Consider the following 18843-nt stretch of genomic DNA (forward strand, 5'->3'; position numbering starts at 1 on the left):
TAACTATTAAAACAATAATATTTATAGAAAAAGACCACAAAAATAGTGGCTTATAATACGCAAGTATTCCTTTTAGTAGTTTCATTAGTAATATTAAAACGCAAAAGAGACCTAATTATTTTCATAATAATATTGCTTGTATATACACTATAGAAAATCCATAAATTATCGTATTTTTGACACACAATTTTTAGAAGATACATGTTAGAGAAATTACAAATAGTAAAACAGCGTTTTGATGAGGTTAGTGATTTAATCATTCAGCCAGATATTATTACAGATCAAAAACGTTATGTAGAATTAAATAAAGAGTACAAAGACTTACGCTTGTTAATGGATAAACGTGAGCAATATATAGAGTATACAAATAATTTAGCTGAAGCGGAAGAAATTATTTCAGACGGTAGTGATGCCGAAATGGTAGAAATGGCCAAAATGCAATATGAAGAAGCTAAAGAGGCTATACCTAAGTTAGACGATGAAATTCGTGTATTATTAATTCCTAAAGATCCTCAAGATTCTAAAAATGCAGTAGTAGAATTACGTGCAGGAACTGGAGGAGATGAAGCGAGTATTTTTGCAGGAGACTTATTTAGAATGTATTCTAAGTATTGCGAAAGTAAAGGTTGGAAAGTAGATACTGTCGATTATAGTGAAGGGACTAATGGCGGATTTAAAGAAATTCAGTTTGAAGTAACCGGAGACGATGTTTATGGAACGTTAAAATTTGAAGCTGGTGTGCATCGTGTACAACGAGTACCACAAACCGAAACACAAGGACGTGTTCACACAAGTGCTGCAACGGTAATGGTATTTCCTGAAGCCGAAGAATTTGATGTAGAAATAAATCCAAAAGATGTACGTATCGATTTTTTCTGTTCTTCAGGTCCAGGTGGTCAGTCTGTAAATACTACTTATTCTGCAGTACGTTTAACACATATCCCAACAGGATTAGTAGCACAATGTCAAGACCAAAAATCACAACATAAAAATAAAGAAAAAGCATTTAAAGTATTGCGTTCTAGGTTGTATGATATGGAATTGGCAAAAAAGATGGAAGAAGATGCAGCGTTACGTGGTACCATGGTAACCTCTGGAGATAGAAGTGCAAAAATTAGAACCTATAATTATTCGCAAGGTCGTGTAACAGACCATAGAATCGGATTAACATTATACGATTTATCTAATATAGTAAATGGTGATATTCAAAAAATTATAGACGAGTTACAACTAGCAGATAATACAGAAAAGTTAAAAGCTAGCGACGAACATTTATAGATTCAAGCCTCTTTTTGAGGCTTTTTTTATATCAAATACTATTAATTTATTTTTTACGTAATCCATACGAAATCCTAAAATATAAAATAAGAATCTGCATTTAGTACAGAAAAGTCAAAGCATTATCCATGACAACAGAACAACTTACTGCTCAAATTCAAAAGAAAAAATCCTTTCTTTGCATAGGATTAGATGTCGATTTAAATAAAATTCCGGAACATTTATTAGAAACCGAAGATCCAATTTTTGCTTTCAACAAAGAGATAATAGATGCAACGCAGCACCTTTGTGTTGCATATAAACCAAATACTGCTTTTTATGAAGCTTATGGTTTAAAAGGATGGAAAGCTCTAGAAAAAACGATTCATTATCTAAATGAAAAGCATCCAGAAATTTTCACTATTGCTGATGCAAAACGTGGCGATATAGGTAATACAAGTACCATGTATGCAAAAGCTTTTTTTGAAGATTTAGCTTTTGATAGCGTAACAGTAGCTCCATATATGGGAAAAGATTCGGTAGAGCCTTTCTTAGCTTTTGAAAATAAACACACTATTATGTTGGCTTTAACTTCCAATGCAGGTGCTTTCGATTTTCAAACCAAACAAGTAGAAGGAAAAGAATTATACAAACACGTTTTAGAAACTTCTAAAACTTGGAAAAATTCTGAAAATCTCATGTATGTTGTTGGTGCAACTAAAGCAGAATATTTTTCGGAAATAAGAAAAATTATTCCAGATAGCTTTTTGCTAGTTCCAGGAGTTGGAGCGCAAGGAGGAAACCTTCAGGAGGTTTGTAAATACGGAATGACTGCACAAGTTGGTTTACTAATTAATTCATCTAGAGGAATTATTTACGCTTCCAAAGAAAAAGATTTTGCACATGCAGCTGCTAAAAAAGCAAAAGAACTACAAGGGCAAATGGAAGTTATTTTGAATAATAAATAAAAGTAGAATGTCATTGCATGATTGAATGACGAAGCAATCTCATTATGAAATTCAAAGACCAAATAGGAAGAGAATTAAAATTTAATTCGGTTCCTAAGCGAATAATCTCATTAGTTCCATCGCAGACCGAATTATTATATGATTTAGGTTTAAAAACTTCAATAATTGGAATAACTAAATTTTGTGTGCATCCTATTCATTTAATAAAAACAAAAACTATTGTAGGTGGTACAAAACAAATTAATATTGAAAAGATTAAAGCCTTACAACCAGATATTATTTTGTGTAATAAAGAAGAAAACACAAAAGAAATTGTAGCGGCTTGTAATAAGATTTGCTCGGTACATGTTTCTAACATTGAATCAATTTTAGATTGTATTACAATGATTAACCAATATGGAGAAATTTTTAAGAAGGAAAAAGAAGCTTTAGTAATTTCAGAAAAAATTAAAACAAACCTAAAAGACTTCCAAAGCTTTATTAAAGAAAAAAATACTTTAAAAGCTGCTTATTTTATCTGGAAAAACCCATTCATGGTTGCGGGAAATAATACATTCATCCATTATTTATTGGCGTTAAATAAGTTTGAAAATGTATATGCAGATTTAGGAAGATACCCAGAAATCAATCTCAAACAACAAGAAAATGTTGATGTTGTTTTTTTATCTAGTGAACCGTACCCTTTTAAAGAAAAACATATAGAAGAATTACAAGCATATTATACTAATGCCAAAATACTATTAGTAGATGGCGAAATGTTTTCATGGTATGGTTCTAGACTAATTAAGTCTTTTTCGTACTTTAAGTTGCTACATCAAAATCTTGTGTAGATTTTTGATTGGTTACAGATTCTACTAATTGTTTCGCTTTGTTTTCTATAGCTTTTATGCTAAAAACTTTATTTTCGTTTGGCGTTTTTTTACCAACCTTACAATAATGTGTACTCATAACTAATTCTTTACTTGTTCTTTATATATAAAGTACGAGTAAATCGCTAAATTGGATGTTAGTTAAAGGTTAAAGAATGTATAATTATTGTTAAATAGTAGGTTGCGAGTGTTCTCTGGATAAATATTTAAGCTTATTTAATTTGCTTAAAAGCTGGATTGCTTTGTATTCCGAAATATCACTTAAAGCATGATCGGTTTGCCTAAAATTATAAGCTTGTTCGATAAGAAACTTATATTTTTTATTAAGCTTGATCTGGTTTTGCTTTATTAATTCTATTTGGTTCATTAGGTTAGTTTTAGGGCATTAGATAATCCGTAATTAAATATACATTATTTATTTAAAAATGTAAAAAAAAGCTTAAAAAAATAACAAAAAAACCGATTTAAGGTTTTAAATCGGTTTTATTCTAATAACTAACTAACTCAAAAACATGGAGTTCTATTCTTGATAGTACAAATGTATGTTTGTTTTATTGTAAAAAGGTTATGCTAATATTAGATTTTTGTTAAGTTCGTTTTTTATTAATCCTGAAGTGCAAAAACTTTACGTAATAAATCGGTAGATCTTGAAGATACTTTACTACGTATTTCTTCTTCTTCTACAGCAATCATTTTATATACGCCATTTAAGGCTTCACCTGTAACATAATCTGTTAAATCCGGATTTACATTACTTGTAAAAGGAATGGCGTTATACTTGTTAATAAGGTTAGCCCAAATTTGATCTGCTCCAACTTTGTCAAAAGAAGCTTTAATTACTGGATTAAATTTAGCGTATAATGCCGTTTGTGTTTTGCCAGTTAAATATTGTGTAGCTGCATCATTGTCTCCTAGAAGTATGTTTTTAGCATCTGTAAACGTAATGTCTTTAACTGCATTTACAAAAATTGGTGTTGCTTCTCCAACGGCATCTTCTGCAGCTCGATTTAATACTTTTAAACCTTCATCGGCTAAACTACTTAGCCCTATGTCACGAAGTGCTTTATCTACTTTTTGCAATTCTTCTGGTAGTAAGATTTTCACCAAATCGTTTTTATAAAAACCATCGGTTTGCGTTAATTTGGTTACTTGTTTGTCAATACCAAGATCTAAAGCTTCTCTTAATCCAGAGCCTATTTCAGATTCTGAAAGCGTGCTTACTTCTTCAGGTAATTGATCTATTACTTGTTGTAATTCTGCACAGGCAGTAAAGTTTAAAATAATAGCGAATACAAATATTTTTTTCATAATTTCTGTTTTTTTTAATGTAAAGATACGTATTCTTTAGATGCGTTTTTAGAACAAAAACTGCGTATTATTTCTATTTTTTTTTCGATTAGCAAGAAAATCCTTATTATTAAAGGGTTAGTCAAATAATAGTTAGGAGAAAATAACGGTTTTATTGTTAAAGACCATTACCTTTCTTTTAATGTGAAGTTTTATAGCATTGGCTAATACAATTTTTTCTAAATCACGTCCTTTGGCTATTAAATCTTCAATAGCATGTGTGTGGGAAACACGTTCAACATCTTGTTCTATAATTGGTCCAGCATCTAATTCTTCGGTAACATAGTGACTCGTTGCTCCAATTATTTTAACGCCTCTTTTATATGCGGAATGATAGGGTTTTGCTCCTACAAAGGCTGGTAAAAATGAATGATGAATATTTATTACTTTATTAGGATATTGATTAATTACTTTGCTTGAAACAATTTGCATATAACGAGCAAGAACTATAAAATGAATACCGAATTTTTCACACAGTCTTAATTGTTCATCTTCTGCTTTTGCTTTAGTGTCTTTAGTGACAGGAATGTGATAAAACGGAATTTTAAAACTATCAGCAATTGGCTTTAAAGTTGCATGATTACTTACAATAAAAGGGATGTCAACATCTAGTTCTCCAGAATTATAACGTCCTAAAATGTCATACAAACAATGGTCGTATTTAGATACAAATAAGGCCATTTTTGGTTTGTCTTCGGCAGCATAAATACGCCATTTCATATTAAACTGTTCTGCTAAGTTTATTTTGAAATTTTGTTTAAAGTCTTCTATTTCAAATTTTTCCGTTTCAAATTCACTCTCTAAACGCATAAAAAAGATATCTTGTTCTCTATCTACATGTTGATCGATGTAAACAATATTTCCTTTATTGTTTGCTATGAAATTAGTGACAGTTGCAATAATTCCGGATTGGTCATTGCAGTTTATTAGTATGGTTAATTTTTTCATATTTATTTTCCGCGAAAGCCAGAATTGTTTATGTTCTCGTTATTTGTTAACGAAAATTTATTGGCTAATATTTATACTAAATTAGTCTAAAAAGTCGAAGTTATTTTTTCGTTTTTAACTTTTAGATTATTACAAATAATTGAGTGATATTTTTGAATATTCCGTAAATTGCAAGCCTAAATCAGATTATATTTTAAGAATGATACAAGCAAAACCATACAAGCCAAAACATAAAGTTAGAATTGTAACTGCAGCAGCCTTATTTGATGGTCACGATGCATCTATTAACATTATGCGTCGTATTATTCAATCTACGGGAGTTGAGGTAATTCATTTAGGCCATGATAGGAGTGTAGATGAGGTGGTGAATACTGCAATTCAAGAAGATGCAAATGCTATTTGTTTAACTTCATATCAAGGTGGTCATAACGAGTATTTTAAATACATGTACGATCTTTTAAAAGAAAGAGGGGCACAACACATTCAGATTTTTGGTGGTGGTGGAGGTGTAATTCTTCCTTCTGAAATTAAAGAATTAATGGATTATGGTATTGCACGAATTTACTCGCCAGATGATGGTCGAGCTATGGGATTACAAGGTATGATTAATGATTTGGTTGAAAAATCTGATTTTGCAATTGGGGATACTTTAAATGGAGAAATAGATATTTTGCCAACTAAAAATCCAAAAGCAATTGCTAGAGTAATTTCTTCTGCCGAAAATTTTCCAGAAGTAGCTAAAGTGACTTTAGATAAAATTCATATCAAAAATAAAAATTCTAACACCCCGGTTTTGGGTATTACAGGAACTGGTGGAGCTGGAAAATCATCGTTAGTAGATGAACTGGTTCGTCGTTTTTTAATCGATTTCCCAGACAAAACAATAGGTCTAGTTTCTGTAGATCCTTCTAAACGAAAAACCGGAGGTGCACTTTTAGGAGACAGAATTCGAATGAATGCGATTAATTCGCCAAGAGTTTACATGCGTAGCTTGGCTACACGTCAATCTAATTTGGCATTATCAAAATATGTAAACGAAGCAGTTCAGGTTTTAAAGGCAGCCGAATATGATTTAATTATTTTAGAAACTTCAGGTATTGGACAATCGGATACCGAAATCATAGAGCATTCGGATGTTTCTCTATACGTAATGACTCCAGAGTTTGGTGCAGCAACACAATTAGAAAAAATTGATATGTTGGATTTTGCAGATTTAGTTGCCATAAATAAATTTGACAAACGAGGTGCATTAGATGCCTTGCGTGATGTGAAAAAACAATTCATGCGCAACAATAATCTTTGGGATATTCCGCAAGAAGATTTGCCAGTTTATGGTACAATAGCTTCTCAGTTTAACGACCCAGGAATGAATACGCTATACAAAGCAATCATGGATAAGCTAGTAGAGAAAGCGGATTCTGTTTTAAAATCTACTTTCCACATTTCAGACCAAATGAGTGAAAAGATATTCGTAATTCCTCCTTCAAGAACACGTTATCTTTCTGAAATTGCTGAAAATAATCGCAGTTACGATAAAACAGCTAATACACAAGTAGAAGTTGCTCAAAAACTTTACGGAATTTATAAAACATTAGAATCTGTTTTAAATACAACGCCACAATTAGATAAAGCAGGAATTGCTTCAGATTCTTTTACAACAACCGAAGAGAACAAGGATTTTATAAGACTATTAGTTTCCGAATTCGACAGAGTAAAACTAAACTTAGACCCTTATAATTGGGAAGTGATTACTGGTTGGGATGAAAAAGTAAACAAATATAAAAACCCTATTTATAGCTTTAAAGTAAGAGATAAAGAGATTAAAATTGAGACACATTCGGAGTCATTATCTCACTTACAAATTCCGCGTGTAGCTTTACCAAAGTACCAAGCTTGGGGAGATTTATTACGTTGGACCTTACAAGAAAATGTGCCAGGGGAATTCCCGTATACTTCCGGATTATACCCATTTAAACGAACAGGAGAAGATCCAGCACGTATGTTTGCTGGTGAAGGAGGTCCAGAACGTACCAACAGACGTTTTCATTATGTAAGTGCAGGGTTGCCAGCAAAACGTTTGTCGACCGCTTTTGATAGTGTAACACTTTATGGAAACGATCCAGATTTACGTCCGGATATCTACGGAAAAATTGGTAATGCAGGCGTTTCTATTTGTTGTTTAGACGATGCTAAAAAACTGTATTCTGGTTTCGACTTGGCAAATGTTATGACGTCGGTAAGTATGACAATTAATGGTCCTGCACCTATGTTGCTTGGCTTTTTTATGAATGCAGCTATAGACCAACAATGCGAATTTTACATTAAAGAAAATGGTTTAGAAAAAGAAGTAGAGACAAAAATTGCAAAAATCTATAAAGGCAAAGAACGTCCTTCTTATAATGGCGAATTACCAGAAGGGAACAATGGTTTAGGTTTAATGCTTCTTGGTGTTACTGGAGATCAAGTGTTGCCAGCAGACATTTATGCAGAAATTAAAAAGAATACCATTGCACAAGTTAGAGGAACAGTGCAAGCAGATATTTTAAAAGAAGATCAAGCACAAAATACTTGTATTTTTTCAACAGAATTTGCTTTGCGTTTAATGGGAGATGTGCAAGAATATTTTATCGAGAATAATGTACGTAACTTCTATTCGGTTTCTATTTCGGGATACCATATTGCAGAAGCAGGAGCCAATCCAATTACGCAATTAGCGCTTACTTTATCTAATGGTTTCACGTACGTCGAATATTATTTAAGTCGTGGCATGGATATCAATAAATTTGGACCGAACTTATCGTTCTTTTTCTCTAACGGAATCGATCCAGAATACGCAGTAATTGGTCGTGTAGCAAGAAAAATTTGGGCAAAAGCCATGAAGCATAAGTATGGAGCAAATGCCAGAGCGCAAATGTTGAAGTATCATATTCAAACCTCTGGGCGAAGCTTACATGCACAAGAAATTGACTTTAACGATATTCGTACCACACTGCAAGCATTGTATGCTATTTATGATAACTGTAATTCCTTACATACGAATGCCTATGATGAAGCGATAACGACACCTACAGAGGAATCTGTTAGACGTGCGATGGCTATTCAACTCATTATCAATAAAGAATTAGGACTAAATAAAAATGAAAATCCAATACAAGGTTCTTTTATTATTGAAGAATTAACCGATTTAGTTGAAGAAGCTGTGCTTTTAGAATTTGACAGAATTACAGAAAGAGGCGGTGTTTTAGGTGCCATGGAAACCATGTACCAACGTAGTAAAATACAAGAAGAGAGTTTATACTACGAAACCTTAAAACACAATGGGAAATTCCCAATTATAGGAGTGAATACGTTCTTGAGTTCTAAAGGATCTCCAACGGTTATTCCTGCGGAAGTGATTCGTGCAACAGAAGAAGAGAAGCAATTTCAGATAAAAACCTTAGAGCATTTACATCAAGCAAACGATACTAAAGTTTTATTGAAAGATTTACAAGACAAAGCTATTAATAACGAAAATATTTTTGAAGCTTTAATGGATGTTTGTAAAGTATGTAGTTTAGGCCAAATTACTTCGGCATTGTTTGAAGTAGGAGGGCAGTATAGAAGAAATATGTAAGTAGAGAACTGCTTTTTTTACATCAAAAAAACAACAAAAATGTCTATCAATCATACCTTTAAAGCTACTGTAAATTGGGCAATAAACGAAGGAGGGAGCACACAAAACCCAAGAACTTTTAGTCGAAACCTTAACGTTGCTATTGCTAATAAAACGATGCCGTTACAAATGTCTGCAGCTAAAGCCTTTAGAGGAGACGATACATTATATAACCCGGAAGATTTATTATTATCCGCTTTAGCATCTTGTCACATGATGTCTTATTTATACGTGTGTGCTCAAGAAGAAATAGAAGTCTTAAGTTACATAGATGATGCAGAAGGAGATTTGGTAGTGGAAAGTTCAGGAAGCGGAAGTTTTAAAATGGTGAGATTAAAGCCAATAGTAACTATTAAGAATGCGAATCAAAAAAGGCTAGCACTCGATTTACATGAAAAAGCAAATAGCTTATGCTTTATTGCTAACTCTTGTAATTTTCCGATCTCTCATGACGCCATAATTAGGGTTTTCTAACTAGTTTTTGTTTTTATTAGTTGTGTTAAAAACTGTAAAAACGACTTAATAGACGACAAAAATACGTATATTTGTGTAAAATGTCGTGATTATGGAGAATTTTAAACTTGAAAATGCAATAAAAAATTTGGCAAATGAGCCAGAAGCTTTTTATAATTTACAAAATAAATACGATAGAATTATTAGTGTTCTTGGTGGTAGCTTGCAAGTTGGGCAAACCATATCTAATGATTTTGATCTCATAGAAATCACCCGAAAAGGTTTACCAAAATCGGTGGTAAATACTATTAGTAATTTGCTTGGTATTTCGATGGAGAAAATGAGTGCTTTAATTCATGTTTCCCATCGTACTATACAGCGAAAAAGCGATGTAGAATTATTAAATGTATATCCTACAGAGCAAATTTTAGAAATTGCCGAAGTTATTTCTAGAGGTATTGAAGTGCTTGGTACACTAGAAGCCTTTACTTCTTGGTTGCACAGCGAAATACGTGTTTTAAATTATCAAAAACCAATAAATTTTCTAGATACAAGTTTTGGTACAAGTTTAATTAAAGATACGCTTGGTCGTATTGAATTTGGTGTTTATTCTTAAAACAATTCTTTTGAAAATTTACAGAATAGCAAAAAAACAATATTTAAAAGATTTATCGGGAGAAGGAGCTCGTTTATATGGAGGACGATGGAATAAGAAAGGATATAATATGGTCTATTTTTCCGAAAGTCTATCCCTTGCTGTTTTAGAAATATTGGTGCATATAGATTTTAAGTTTTTAACCAATGATTTTGGGTTTTTAGAAGCTCAAGTTCCAGATAGTTTAATTTCCCCAAAACTAAAGGAGTCTAAATTAGACACCAATTGGCGGCATAATCCACCTTCAAATTATTCTATGCAATTTGGAACAGATTGGTTAAAAACGAATGCGAATTTAGCAATGCAAGTACCTTCCGCTATTTTACCAATGACAAATAATATTTTGGTAAACCCAACGCATTCCCTAATTAAAGAAGTGAAAATTATTAAAACAGGGGTTTTAGATGTGGATTCTAGAGTTTTTCAAAAAAAATAATCTACATAATATGCATCTTTCTTAATACTTTCTCGTCTATTATAGGAACATAAAACTCTTATATTATGAAAAATAAAGAATGCACGTGTAACTGTGATGGTTGCGCAAAAGGAAATTGTCAAAATTGTACTTGCGATTCTTGTACATGTACTAGTTGTAACTGTTAAGCAATACTTAAAGACAGTAATAACAACGCTAATCTTAGTAACTTTGTACTAAGATTAGCGTTATTTTAATAAATGGTTATGGATACTCAAGACATTTGGAAATTACATGCAGACGACATTAAATATTTTATTCTTAGTAAAGTAAAAGATGTCGCTGTTGCTGAAGATTTACTCCAGGAAACTTTCATTAAAGTACACACCAAACTAAATACGTTAAAAGACGAAGGAAAATTGAAGTCTTGGTTGTTCGCTATAGCAAGGTATACTGTTTTAGACTATTTTGGAAGTAAAAAATTGGTGTATGAAACCACAGACGAAGATTTTGTTTTTGAAGAACAAAAACTAGAACATACTGAAGCCGATTGCTTACACGGAATAATTAAAAGCTTGCCTAAAAAGTATCGAGATCCATTGTTTTTAAGCGACATAAAAGGTGTCAAACAACAAGAAATTGCTGAGCAATTGCACTTGCCATTACCTACCATAAAATCTCAAATACAACGTGGACGTAAAATGATTGCGCAAGGTTTTGTAGACTGTTGTGATTTTGTAATAAATGAAGAAGGTTATTTGGTAGGTGAAATCAAAGACAAAGCAGACTGCAAAATGTGTCATTAATATGTACCTTTGTGCAGAATTAAGATGATTCATTTTGTTTTACAACTTCAAATTTACGTAACATGTCCTTTAAAAAATTAAACCCAGTACTAAAAGAAGCTTTAGAAACATTAAATTATGAGGCGCCTTTACCTTTTCAGAAAGAAATATTACCAAAAATAAAAGGAGGAGCAAATGTATATGGATTAGCACCAAAAGGGGCTGGAAAGACTACTATTTTAATCATTGCCATCATTCATAAATTAAAAGCAGCTGCTTTTGAAGATTCGCCTAGAGCATTGATTATTGTAAAAGACAAACAAGCAGCGTTAGATCTAAAAGAAACGTTTGAAAAATTTACCAAGTACATGGATTTAAGAATCTATGCCGCTTACGATGAGCAAACTTTAGACCAACAACGTGAGGAAATTTATTATGGAGTCGATGTTTTAATAGCAACACCAAAACGTTTAAATAAATTATATTTTATGAATAGTTTGCATTTAGGACAGCTTAAATTATTAGCTTTAGAAGATGCAGAGTTTTTAATACGAAATAATTATCATAACGATGTTTTGCGAGTAACAGAGAGCTTACAGAAATGTCAATATGTGCTTTTAGCAGAAAAAATGCATCCTAAGTTTGAACGTCTTCAAGATACTATTATGTATAATTCGCAAACAATTGAAGCTAAATAATTACAAAGTTAGCATCCAACTATTTTGTAATTTTTTAAAGGTTTTAAGTTCTTTTCTTAAAATAGGAATATAATCCTTGCCGTTACTATTACATTTTTCTAAACGTCTACAGTGACTATATAATCTGTTCGTTAATTTTCTAACAGAAGCAATATGTTTGTGTTTTTTATCCGAATAGCGTTCCATTTCTGCATTAATAATTTCTGGCGCTAAAGAAACCGAATGCTGAACAATATCTCCAGAAAAATAAATATTTGCATCTTCTGAACCATCTTCTTGTAAGTATGCTAAATCTTGATTTAGATAGGTAGAAATACTTCTAGATAAAATAAAAATATGCAAAGCTTGCTTATATATAGGTAGGTCTGAAAGATGTGATGGGATGTGGGCTAACATGATATTTTTCGATTTCCATCAAATTTAGTTACAAGACAGCAGTAAACACTTTCGATTTTAAAGAAAAAACGTATATTTACTTTAAAAATTAAATTATTTTAATATTAAACTTTAATAATGAGCTTAGATAATCTTAACTGGAAGATATTGAAGTGTTTGCAAGAGAATTCGCGACAATCTAATGCTGCTATTGGTAGACAGGTTGGTATTACTTCTCCTGCAGTTTCAGAGCGAATAAAGAAGATGGAAGATTTAGGGATTATTCAAAATCACATCACATTAATTTCTCCTTTCGAGGTTGGTTACCAACTAAAAGCACTTATAACTTTGCATGCTTTTATGGGGAAACTAAAACCTTTTTTAGAAAAAGTAAAAACTTTTGATGAGGTGATTAATTGCTATAGAATTACCGGAAATGAAAACATTGTTATGGAGGTTGTTTTAAGAAACCAAAAACATCTAGAAACATTTATAGACCAACTTATTGTATATGGAGAAAGTAAAACACAAATAGTACTATCACATGTTGTTAAAAATAATGTAATAAAGAGGTTTTGATTGAAGTTTAAAATATTTGATAATCAGTATGTTAGAAATTTAAATTCTCGCATGCGTTTAGTTATTTATAGGTTTAAGTATTAGCGCTTTTTAAAATATTAGGTTTTTCATAAATTATATAGAATAATAACAGGTTCTCAATTTAGTTTTCTTTTCAGATGAATTACAACTTAATACTAAAAGGGCTAAAATTATAACGTATCATTTTGTACCGATTTTGTTATGTTTTTTTTCATATATATATTTAAACCAAATAATAATAATGCACACAGAACTCCCAGTAAGGTCATAATAGACCATGTATTATTAAATCCAAATCCATCGGCAAACTGCATTCCTGCATTATGTCCAAAGATATGAGCAAAAGAAAACGCTATAGAATATAAAGCCATATACTCTCCTTGATTCCCTTTTTTTGCACGTTGCATGGCAAATGCATTAGAAAACGGAAAAGCAATCATTTCACCAATTGTCATTAAAAACATACCAATAATTAAAATTCCAGACCAAGTGGTTAGGTTTAAAACTATAAAGCTTAAAGCAGTTAATGCAGCACCAAAAAACATTAAACTAGATTTAGAGTATTTAGAATTTTCTAACCATTTTATTAAAGGCATTTCTAAAAGAAAAATAAAAAATCCGTTAGCCCCAAGAAGTAACCCAATTTGTAATTCTGTTAAAGTATGTGTTTCTCTATAGTATATTGGCATGGTAGAAAAGTATTGCAGAAAAACAAAGCCAAACAAGAACATCGCAACTAGAAAAATCAAGAAAGCTTTATCATTATAAGCAGAGTCAGGGTTTTCAACAATAATATTGTCTAATATTTTAGCCTTTTTAGGGTTTAATACAAGAATTAGCACCAAAGTGGCAAGTATACATGTGATGCCATCTACCCAAAATAAACCACTATAACTCATTGTTGTAATAATTAAACCACCAACAGCTGGTCCTGCAGAAAAACCTAAGTTTATAGCAAGACGAATGAGGGTTACGCTTCTGGTCTTATTTTCGGGTTTACTGTAGGCGCTTAATGCAACAAACATTGCTGGTCGAAACATATCTGCAACTAACATCACTAAAAAAATACCAATACATAACGATGTGAAAGTGTTTAAAAATTGTAATGCTACAAATAGTATTCCTGTAAATAATAGGCTTCTAACCATTACTTTGTAATAGCCAATTTTGTCTGTTAATTTTCCTCCTAACCAAGATCCAACAACAGAGCCTAAGCCAAAGGCAGACATGATCCAGCCAACATCTTTAAGTGTAAAGTTTAAATCTTCTGTTAGATATAGCGAAAGAAAAGGTATCACCATAGTTCCTGCTCTATTAATTAAAGTTATTAGTGCAAGCCACCATACTTCAGTAGAGAGCCCTTTAAATGTGTTTATATAGTTATGGAATAGTGTTTTCATGTTGGTTGGTTTAATGGATTCTTGGTTTATTTCATTTGCAAAAGGGTTACTTCGTTTATAGACCTAAAATAAAAAAGTCCAACTACGAAGTTGGACTTTTAATATTGTATTAATTGATATTTACATCATCATAACATATAAGTAGCCCAACTTGTAACTCTACAAGAGGTATATTGCTTATAATTTTTAATGACTAAATTCATTTTATTTATATTTTATGATTCAAAGCTAAACAAAATAATTAGAAATTGTATTTTTAAGCCGAAAAAATTTCAACATGAAGTATTTACTCTATCTATTTTTATTTACATCTGTACTAAGTTGTGCGCAACAAAAACAACCTTTATTAGGGGAGACAGATTGGCAACGAGAGCAAAATGCAGATTTTAAAGATGCTTCTAAATCGCCTTTAAAAGCTAAAGATAGAAAGACTTTTAGAACCCTGGATTTTTTTAAGTTTGATTCTACTTTTGTAGTTTCTGCTACTTTAAAAAGAACACCAGATTCTAAGTGGTTTAAGATGAAAACAACTACAAATCGTGTTTCTAAAGAACGAGTGTTTGGTGTTTTATCGTTTCCATTAAATGGAAAAACATATCAGTTAAAAGTATATCAAGGTCAAGACTTAATGCAAAAAGAAGGTTTTGAAGATTATTTGTTTTTACCTTTTTTAGATACTACTAATGGAGATACTACTTATGGAGGTGGACGTTATATTGATTTGCGTATACCGAAAGACGATTATTTAGTAATTGATTTTAATAAAGCTTATAATCCATATTGTGCATACAACGAAAAGTATTCCTGTCCAATTGTTCCAAGAGACAATTATGTAGATGAAAATATAGAAGCAGGAGTGAAGGTTTTTGTCAAGTAGTTTATTTATGTAATAGATATGTGGCGTTTTTATTTCAGTATTATTTTGTTAAAAACATTCCTAAAAATACCGCTAGAAATCCTAATATAAAACTAGCAATAGTATACACTGCAAAACTGGTGAAGTCACCAGTTTTTAAAAACATATGATTTTCATAAGCAAAGGTAGAGAAGGTTGTAAATCCACCACAAAATCCTGTAGCTAAGAGTAGGGTTTGGTTAGAAGATAAACTGTTATTTTTAAGCGCATAACCAAGGATTAAACCAATTAGTAAACTTCCTAAAATGTTGGCTATAAATGTTCCGTAAGGGATTCCGTTTTGGCTGTTGTTTAAATATTTTCCAATAATATAACGTAATACACTACCAAAACCTCCTCCAACAAATACAAGTAATAAATTCTTCATAAGAACAAAAGTAAATAAAAAACCTTGCAGATTTTAGTTGCAAGGTTTTAATGGTTTAAATATTACTAATTATTTAATAGGGTAGTAAATATCTGTTTCAATTTCTTCTGGTTTAACAGTGGTTGGATCATTTACATAAAGTTCCCATACAGATTCACCATTCATCTCTAATTTTTTGTCCTGCATGTATTTTCCAATAGCCATATGTGCTTCATAATCGCCTGAGCCATAATTACCATATTTAGCAATTTTAACTGCATTTCCCTCCGGTATATTAAAAGCTGTCATTCCTTGTGCAGGAGGGATTTCTTTTTTTAATAATAAACCAATGTAAAATTCTGCTTCTTTTGTTGTTTCATCCCATTTGGTGTAGTAAGTTCCGGGAACATAATCGTTATGTGTTAATTTGTTAGCTGCATATAATCCAGCTTTAGGCATGAATTCCATAAACAATTTTGTCATTTCTTCTTGTGGCATATCTGTAGAAGTATTTTGTTTGTATCCAATAAATTTTTGAGCAGGTAGCTCAACTTCAACAACATCACCTAGTTTAAAATCTACTTTAGGTAATTTTTCGTATGCTTCGGTTACAATACGGTCTAATTTGTTAAGTCCTTTATCGAACATGATACCAAGATTTTTTTCCATTCCACCTTGCGCTGCAGCAAAAGCTTTAAAGAGAAAATTCATTTTATCATGTTTCATTCCCCAAGTTACTTCTGTGCCTTCTTCTACTTCTTTAAATTTCCAATACACATCATTTGGTTCCATACCGCCAAAAGATATTTCTTGATCTATAGATTGGTTTGGTGTTACAGCAATGGTTTCCATATAACCAGGGCCTTCTGCACCTTCCCAAGAATAATTACCACCAATTCCTGAAGTTTTTTCAGGGTACGTAATTGTCATGGTAGGATCTTCTTCTTTCCATGGTCCCCAATTTTCCCAATTTTTAAAATCGTTAATCTGATTAAAAACCATACTAGCAGGAGCTTTAATTAATTTAGTTCGTTTTACATCATAGCTGTTTGGTTGTACAGCAATATAAATTGAAAAACCAATAATTAAAATAAGTAAAACGAAAAGAATGTATTTAAATGCTTTCATTGTTTGTTTATTTGAGATATTATCAAATATAATGAAATATTTTTCAGTATTGAAAACGATTGATTTGCAGGTCTTTATTAAAACTAAATTTGAATATTTCGAAATTTATAAAAAAATGTAACAGTAAGCATTATGTGGTAAACCTTTGTTTAATAGTGTTTTTACAACTTTGCTCATAAAATTTTTATTTAAAATGAATATTTTAGAAAACAAAAATAGTGTTTGCTGAATTATTTAAAGAAGTGTTTTATAGAAACTATAAAAAGAATAAAACAAATAAAAGCAACTAAAACCCAGATACTTCCTTTATAATGTTGCTTGTGCAGTTTAATGTCTTTTCTGTAGGTATATGTTATCGCTATAATAAATGCGATTGCAAATAAAATTCCGAAAACGATTTGACCATTACTAAACATATATCTATTTTTATGCAAAATTAAGAAACAAAACCATAAGATTTCCGTTTTTACGGAAATGAAAAAATAAAAATAGGATATGAAAAATAAAATTGAAGCTGTAAAGGCATTCCATACTGCTTTTAAAATAGGACACAGAGAAGCTCCAAAAGCAGACTTAGGTATAGATAAAAACACCCTTCGTTTTAATTTAATGAAAGAGGAAAATGAAGAATATCTAGAAGCTGCCAATAGTAATGATTTAGTGGAGGTTGCAGATGCTCTTGGTGATATGTTGTATATACTTTGCGGAACTATTATAGAACACGGAATGCAACATAAAATAGAAGAAGTTTTTAACGAAATTCAACGCAGTAATATGAGTAAACTTGGCGAAGATGGGCAACCTATTTACCGCGAAGATGGCAAAGTGCTTAAAGGGCCAAATTATTTTAAACCGAATATCGCCGAAATATTAGATAAGTAAACAAAAAAGAGAAGCAATTGCTTCTCTTTTTTGTTTAAATCATTTAGTATTATACTTTATAGCGCCATCCATGTTTATCTTCTGATACGTTGTATTGTATATCATTTAGTTGTTTTTTAAACATGGTATAATATGTGTTTTCTGGTTCCACAATATCAAAAGCTTCATCCGCATGCTTAAAAGCTGAAATAGGACTTACAACTGCAGCAGTACCACTACCAAATATTTCCTTTAGACTTCCGTTTCTTGCAGCCTCTTTTATTTCTTTAACTGTAACAGGTCTAATTTCTATTTCAATATTATTGTCTTTAGCAATTTGTAGGATACTTTTTCTTGTAATACCATCTAAAATTCTGTCACTAGTTGGAGCAGTTATTAGTTTGTCGTTTACCCTAAAAAAGATATTCATAGTTCCTGCTTCTTCAAGATATTCATGCGTATTTGCATCTGTCCAAATTACTTGTTGATATCCTTCTTCTTGTACTAAATTGGTTGGATAAAATTGTGCAGCATAATTACCAGCAGCTTTTGCAAAACCAACTCCGCCATCAGCAGAACGGCTATATTTTTCAGCAATAACAACTTTTACAGTACCTTTATAATAGGCTTTAACAGGAGAACAAATAATCATGAATTTGTACTCATTAGCTGGAGATGCAGAGATTGCAGGTTCCGATGCAATAACAAAAGGTCTAATATAAAGTGCATTGCCTTCCCCTTTTTTAACCCATTCCTTATCTAATTTTAGTAAAGTTTCTAGTCCTTCAAAAAAGTATTCTTTAGGAAATTCAGGCATTGCTAACCTTTTAGCAGAAATATTTATTCTATTAAAATTGTCTTCCGGTCTAAATAACCAAACAGCATCATTTTCATCTTTAAAAGCTTTCATTCCTTCAAAAACAGCTTGTCCATAATGAAAAACTCTAGCAGAAGGATCTATAGTAAGCGGTTGATAAGGGGTTATTTTAGGTGTTTGCCACTTTCCATCTTTAAAATCGCAAGTAAACATATGGTCTGTAAATTCACGACCAAAGTCAATATTTTCAAAATCTACATTATCTATTCTAGACTTCTCTACTTTTAGTATATCCATTTTTTTTACAATTTTTTCTTGATATTAATAGCTAATATAAGGAAACAAATTTACAG

The 18843-nt window shown here is 31.4% G+C and carries 21 protein-coding genes; 12 read left to right on the forward strand and 9 right to left on the reverse strand.

Annotated elements, in window-relative coordinates:
- Nucleotides 1-201: 201 nt before the first annotated feature.
- From prfA to Q4512_RS15665, 3 genes are all read left to right on the forward strand, one after another.
- Nucleotides 202-1278: a peptide chain release factor 1 gene (gene prfA / locus Q4512_RS15655; protein ID WP_303426275.1), complete on the forward strand. Its 1077-nt coding sequence runs from the start codon at nucleotides 202-204 to the stop codon at nucleotides 1276-1278.
- A 128-nt stretch (nucleotides 1279-1406) separates the two neighbouring features.
- The gene (gene pyrF / locus Q4512_RS15660; RefSeq protein ID WP_303426276.1) at nucleotides 1407-2225 is read left to right on the forward strand and encodes an orotidine-5'-phosphate decarboxylase; all 819 of its coding nucleotides are present in this window, start codon (nucleotides 1407-1409) and stop codon (nucleotides 2223-2225) included.
- Between the two features lie 44 nt (nucleotides 2226-2269).
- Nucleotides 2270-3055: an ABC transporter substrate-binding protein gene (locus Q4512_RS15665; RefSeq protein WP_303426277.1), complete on the forward strand. Its 786-nt coding sequence runs from the start codon at nucleotides 2270-2272 to the stop codon at nucleotides 3053-3055.
- On the opposite strand, the gene Q4512_RS15670 is transcribed toward Q4512_RS15665, so the two are convergent.
- The 4 genes from Q4512_RS15670 to purU form a co-directional block, all read right to left on the reverse strand.
- Nucleotides 3027-3173 carry a hypothetical protein gene (locus Q4512_RS15670; protein WP_303426278.1) on the reverse strand — a complete coding sequence of 49 codons (147 nt, stop codon included), beginning with the start codon at nucleotides 3171-3173 and terminating at the stop codon, nucleotides 3027-3029. The genes Q4512_RS15665 and Q4512_RS15670 overlap by 29 nt on opposite strands.
- A gap of 90 nt (nucleotides 3174-3263) precedes the next feature.
- The gene (locus Q4512_RS15675) at nucleotides 3264-3461 is read right to left on the reverse strand and encodes a Lacal_2735 family protein (RefSeq protein ID WP_303426279.1); all 198 of its coding nucleotides are present in this window, start codon (nucleotides 3459-3461) and stop codon (nucleotides 3264-3266) included.
- A 236-nt stretch (nucleotides 3462-3697) separates the two neighbouring features.
- Nucleotides 3698-4402, reverse strand: coding sequence for a DUF4197 domain-containing protein (locus Q4512_RS15680; protein ID WP_303426281.1), 705 nt, complete (start codon nucleotides 4400-4402; stop codon nucleotides 3698-3700).
- A gap of 132 nt (nucleotides 4403-4534) precedes the next feature.
- Nucleotides 4535-5389 (reverse strand): formyltetrahydrofolate deformylase, encoded by an 855-nt coding sequence (gene purU / locus Q4512_RS15685; RefSeq protein WP_303426282.1) that lies wholly within the window; start codon nucleotides 5387-5389, stop codon nucleotides 4535-4537.
- Nucleotides 5390-5588: 199 nt separating this feature from the next.
- On the opposite strand from purU, the gene Q4512_RS15690 reads away from it, so the two are divergent.
- The 6 genes from Q4512_RS15690 (at nucleotide 5589) to Q4512_RS15715 (ending at nucleotide 12047) form a co-directional block, all read left to right on the forward strand.
- Nucleotides 5589-9002: a methylmalonyl-CoA mutase family protein gene (locus Q4512_RS15690; RefSeq protein ID WP_303426283.1), complete on the forward strand. Its 3414-nt coding sequence runs from the start codon at nucleotides 5589-5591 to the stop codon at nucleotides 9000-9002.
- A gap of 39 nt (nucleotides 9003-9041) precedes the next feature.
- Nucleotides 9042-9515, forward strand: coding sequence for an OsmC family protein (locus Q4512_RS15695; RefSeq protein WP_303426284.1), 474 nt, complete (start codon nucleotides 9042-9044; stop codon nucleotides 9513-9515).
- A 91-nt stretch (nucleotides 9516-9606) separates the two neighbouring features.
- A complete protein-coding gene (locus Q4512_RS15700; RefSeq protein WP_303426285.1) occupies nucleotides 9607-10110 on the forward strand; it encodes an antitoxin Xre-like helix-turn-helix domain-containing protein in 504 nt (167 codons plus the stop codon).
- A gap of 10 nt (nucleotides 10111-10120) precedes the next feature.
- On the forward strand, nucleotides 10121-10585 hold the full coding sequence (locus tag Q4512_RS15705; RefSeq protein ID WP_303426287.1) for an RES family NAD+ phosphorylase: 465 nt from the start codon (nucleotides 10121-10123) through the stop codon (nucleotides 10583-10585).
- A gap of 245 nt (nucleotides 10586-10830) precedes the next feature.
- Nucleotides 10831-11370 carry a sigma-70 family RNA polymerase sigma factor gene (locus Q4512_RS15710; protein WP_303426289.1) on the forward strand — a complete coding sequence of 180 codons (540 nt, stop codon included), beginning with the start codon at nucleotides 10831-10833 and terminating at the stop codon, nucleotides 11368-11370.
- A gap of 62 nt (nucleotides 11371-11432) precedes the next feature.
- Nucleotides 11433-12047, forward strand: coding sequence for a DEAD/DEAH box helicase (locus Q4512_RS15715; protein ID WP_303426291.1), 615 nt, complete (start codon nucleotides 11433-11435; stop codon nucleotides 12045-12047).
- On the opposite strand, the gene Q4512_RS15720 is transcribed toward Q4512_RS15715, so the two are convergent.
- Nucleotides 12048-12443: a hypothetical protein gene (locus Q4512_RS15720; protein WP_303426293.1), complete on the reverse strand. Its 396-nt coding sequence runs from the start codon at nucleotides 12441-12443 to the stop codon at nucleotides 12048-12050.
- A gap of 117 nt (nucleotides 12444-12560) precedes the next feature.
- On the opposite strand from Q4512_RS15720, the gene Q4512_RS15725 reads away from it, so the two are divergent.
- Nucleotides 12561-13001 (forward strand): Lrp/AsnC family transcriptional regulator, encoded by a 441-nt coding sequence (locus tag Q4512_RS15725; RefSeq protein WP_303426294.1) that lies wholly within the window; start codon nucleotides 12561-12563, stop codon nucleotides 12999-13001.
- A 191-nt stretch (nucleotides 13002-13192) separates the two neighbouring features.
- On the opposite strand, the gene Q4512_RS15730 is transcribed toward Q4512_RS15725, so the two are convergent.
- Nucleotides 13193-14422, reverse strand: a complete 1230-nt coding sequence (locus tag Q4512_RS15730; protein ID WP_303426296.1) for an MFS transporter — start codon at nucleotides 14420-14422, stop codon at nucleotides 13193-13195.
- Between the two features lie 277 nt (nucleotides 14423-14699).
- Between Q4512_RS15730 and Q4512_RS15735 the strand changes: the two genes are divergently transcribed.
- Nucleotides 14700-15299 carry a DUF1684 domain-containing protein gene (locus Q4512_RS15735; protein ID WP_303426298.1) on the forward strand — a complete coding sequence of 200 codons (600 nt, stop codon included), beginning with the start codon at nucleotides 14700-14702 and terminating at the stop codon, nucleotides 15297-15299.
- A 40-nt stretch (nucleotides 15300-15339) separates the two neighbouring features.
- Here the strand turns inward: Q4512_RS15735 and crcB are convergent, their stop codons facing one another.
- Nucleotides 15340-15705: a fluoride efflux transporter CrcB gene (gene crcB, locus Q4512_RS15740; RefSeq protein WP_303426300.1), complete on the reverse strand. Its 366-nt coding sequence runs from the start codon at nucleotides 15703-15705 to the stop codon at nucleotides 15340-15342.
- Nucleotides 15706-15774: 69 nt separating this feature from the next.
- The gene (locus Q4512_RS15745) at nucleotides 15775-16812 is read right to left on the reverse strand and encodes a GyrI-like domain-containing protein (RefSeq protein WP_303426301.1); all 1038 of its coding nucleotides are present in this window, start codon (nucleotides 16810-16812) and stop codon (nucleotides 15775-15777) included.
- A 495-nt stretch (nucleotides 16813-17307) separates the two neighbouring features.
- Between Q4512_RS15745 and Q4512_RS15755 the strand changes: the two genes are divergently transcribed.
- A complete protein-coding gene (locus Q4512_RS15755; RefSeq protein ID WP_303426305.1) occupies nucleotides 17308-17694 on the forward strand; it encodes a nucleoside triphosphate pyrophosphohydrolase family protein in 387 nt (128 codons plus the stop codon).
- Nucleotides 17695-17743: 49 nt separating this feature from the next.
- Here the strand turns inward: Q4512_RS15755 and Q4512_RS15760 are convergent, their stop codons facing one another.
- Complete coding sequence (locus Q4512_RS15760) at nucleotides 17744-18787, reverse strand: branched-chain amino acid aminotransferase (protein WP_303426306.1); 1044 nt, start codon at nucleotides 18785-18787, stop codon at nucleotides 17744-17746.
- Nucleotides 18788-18843 lie beyond the last annotated feature (56 nt).

The organism is Oceanihabitans sp. 2_MG-2023, assembly GCF_030547245.1.
Taxonomy (GTDB): Bacteria; Bacteroidota; Bacteroidia; order Flavobacteriales; family Flavobacteriaceae; genus Oceanihabitans.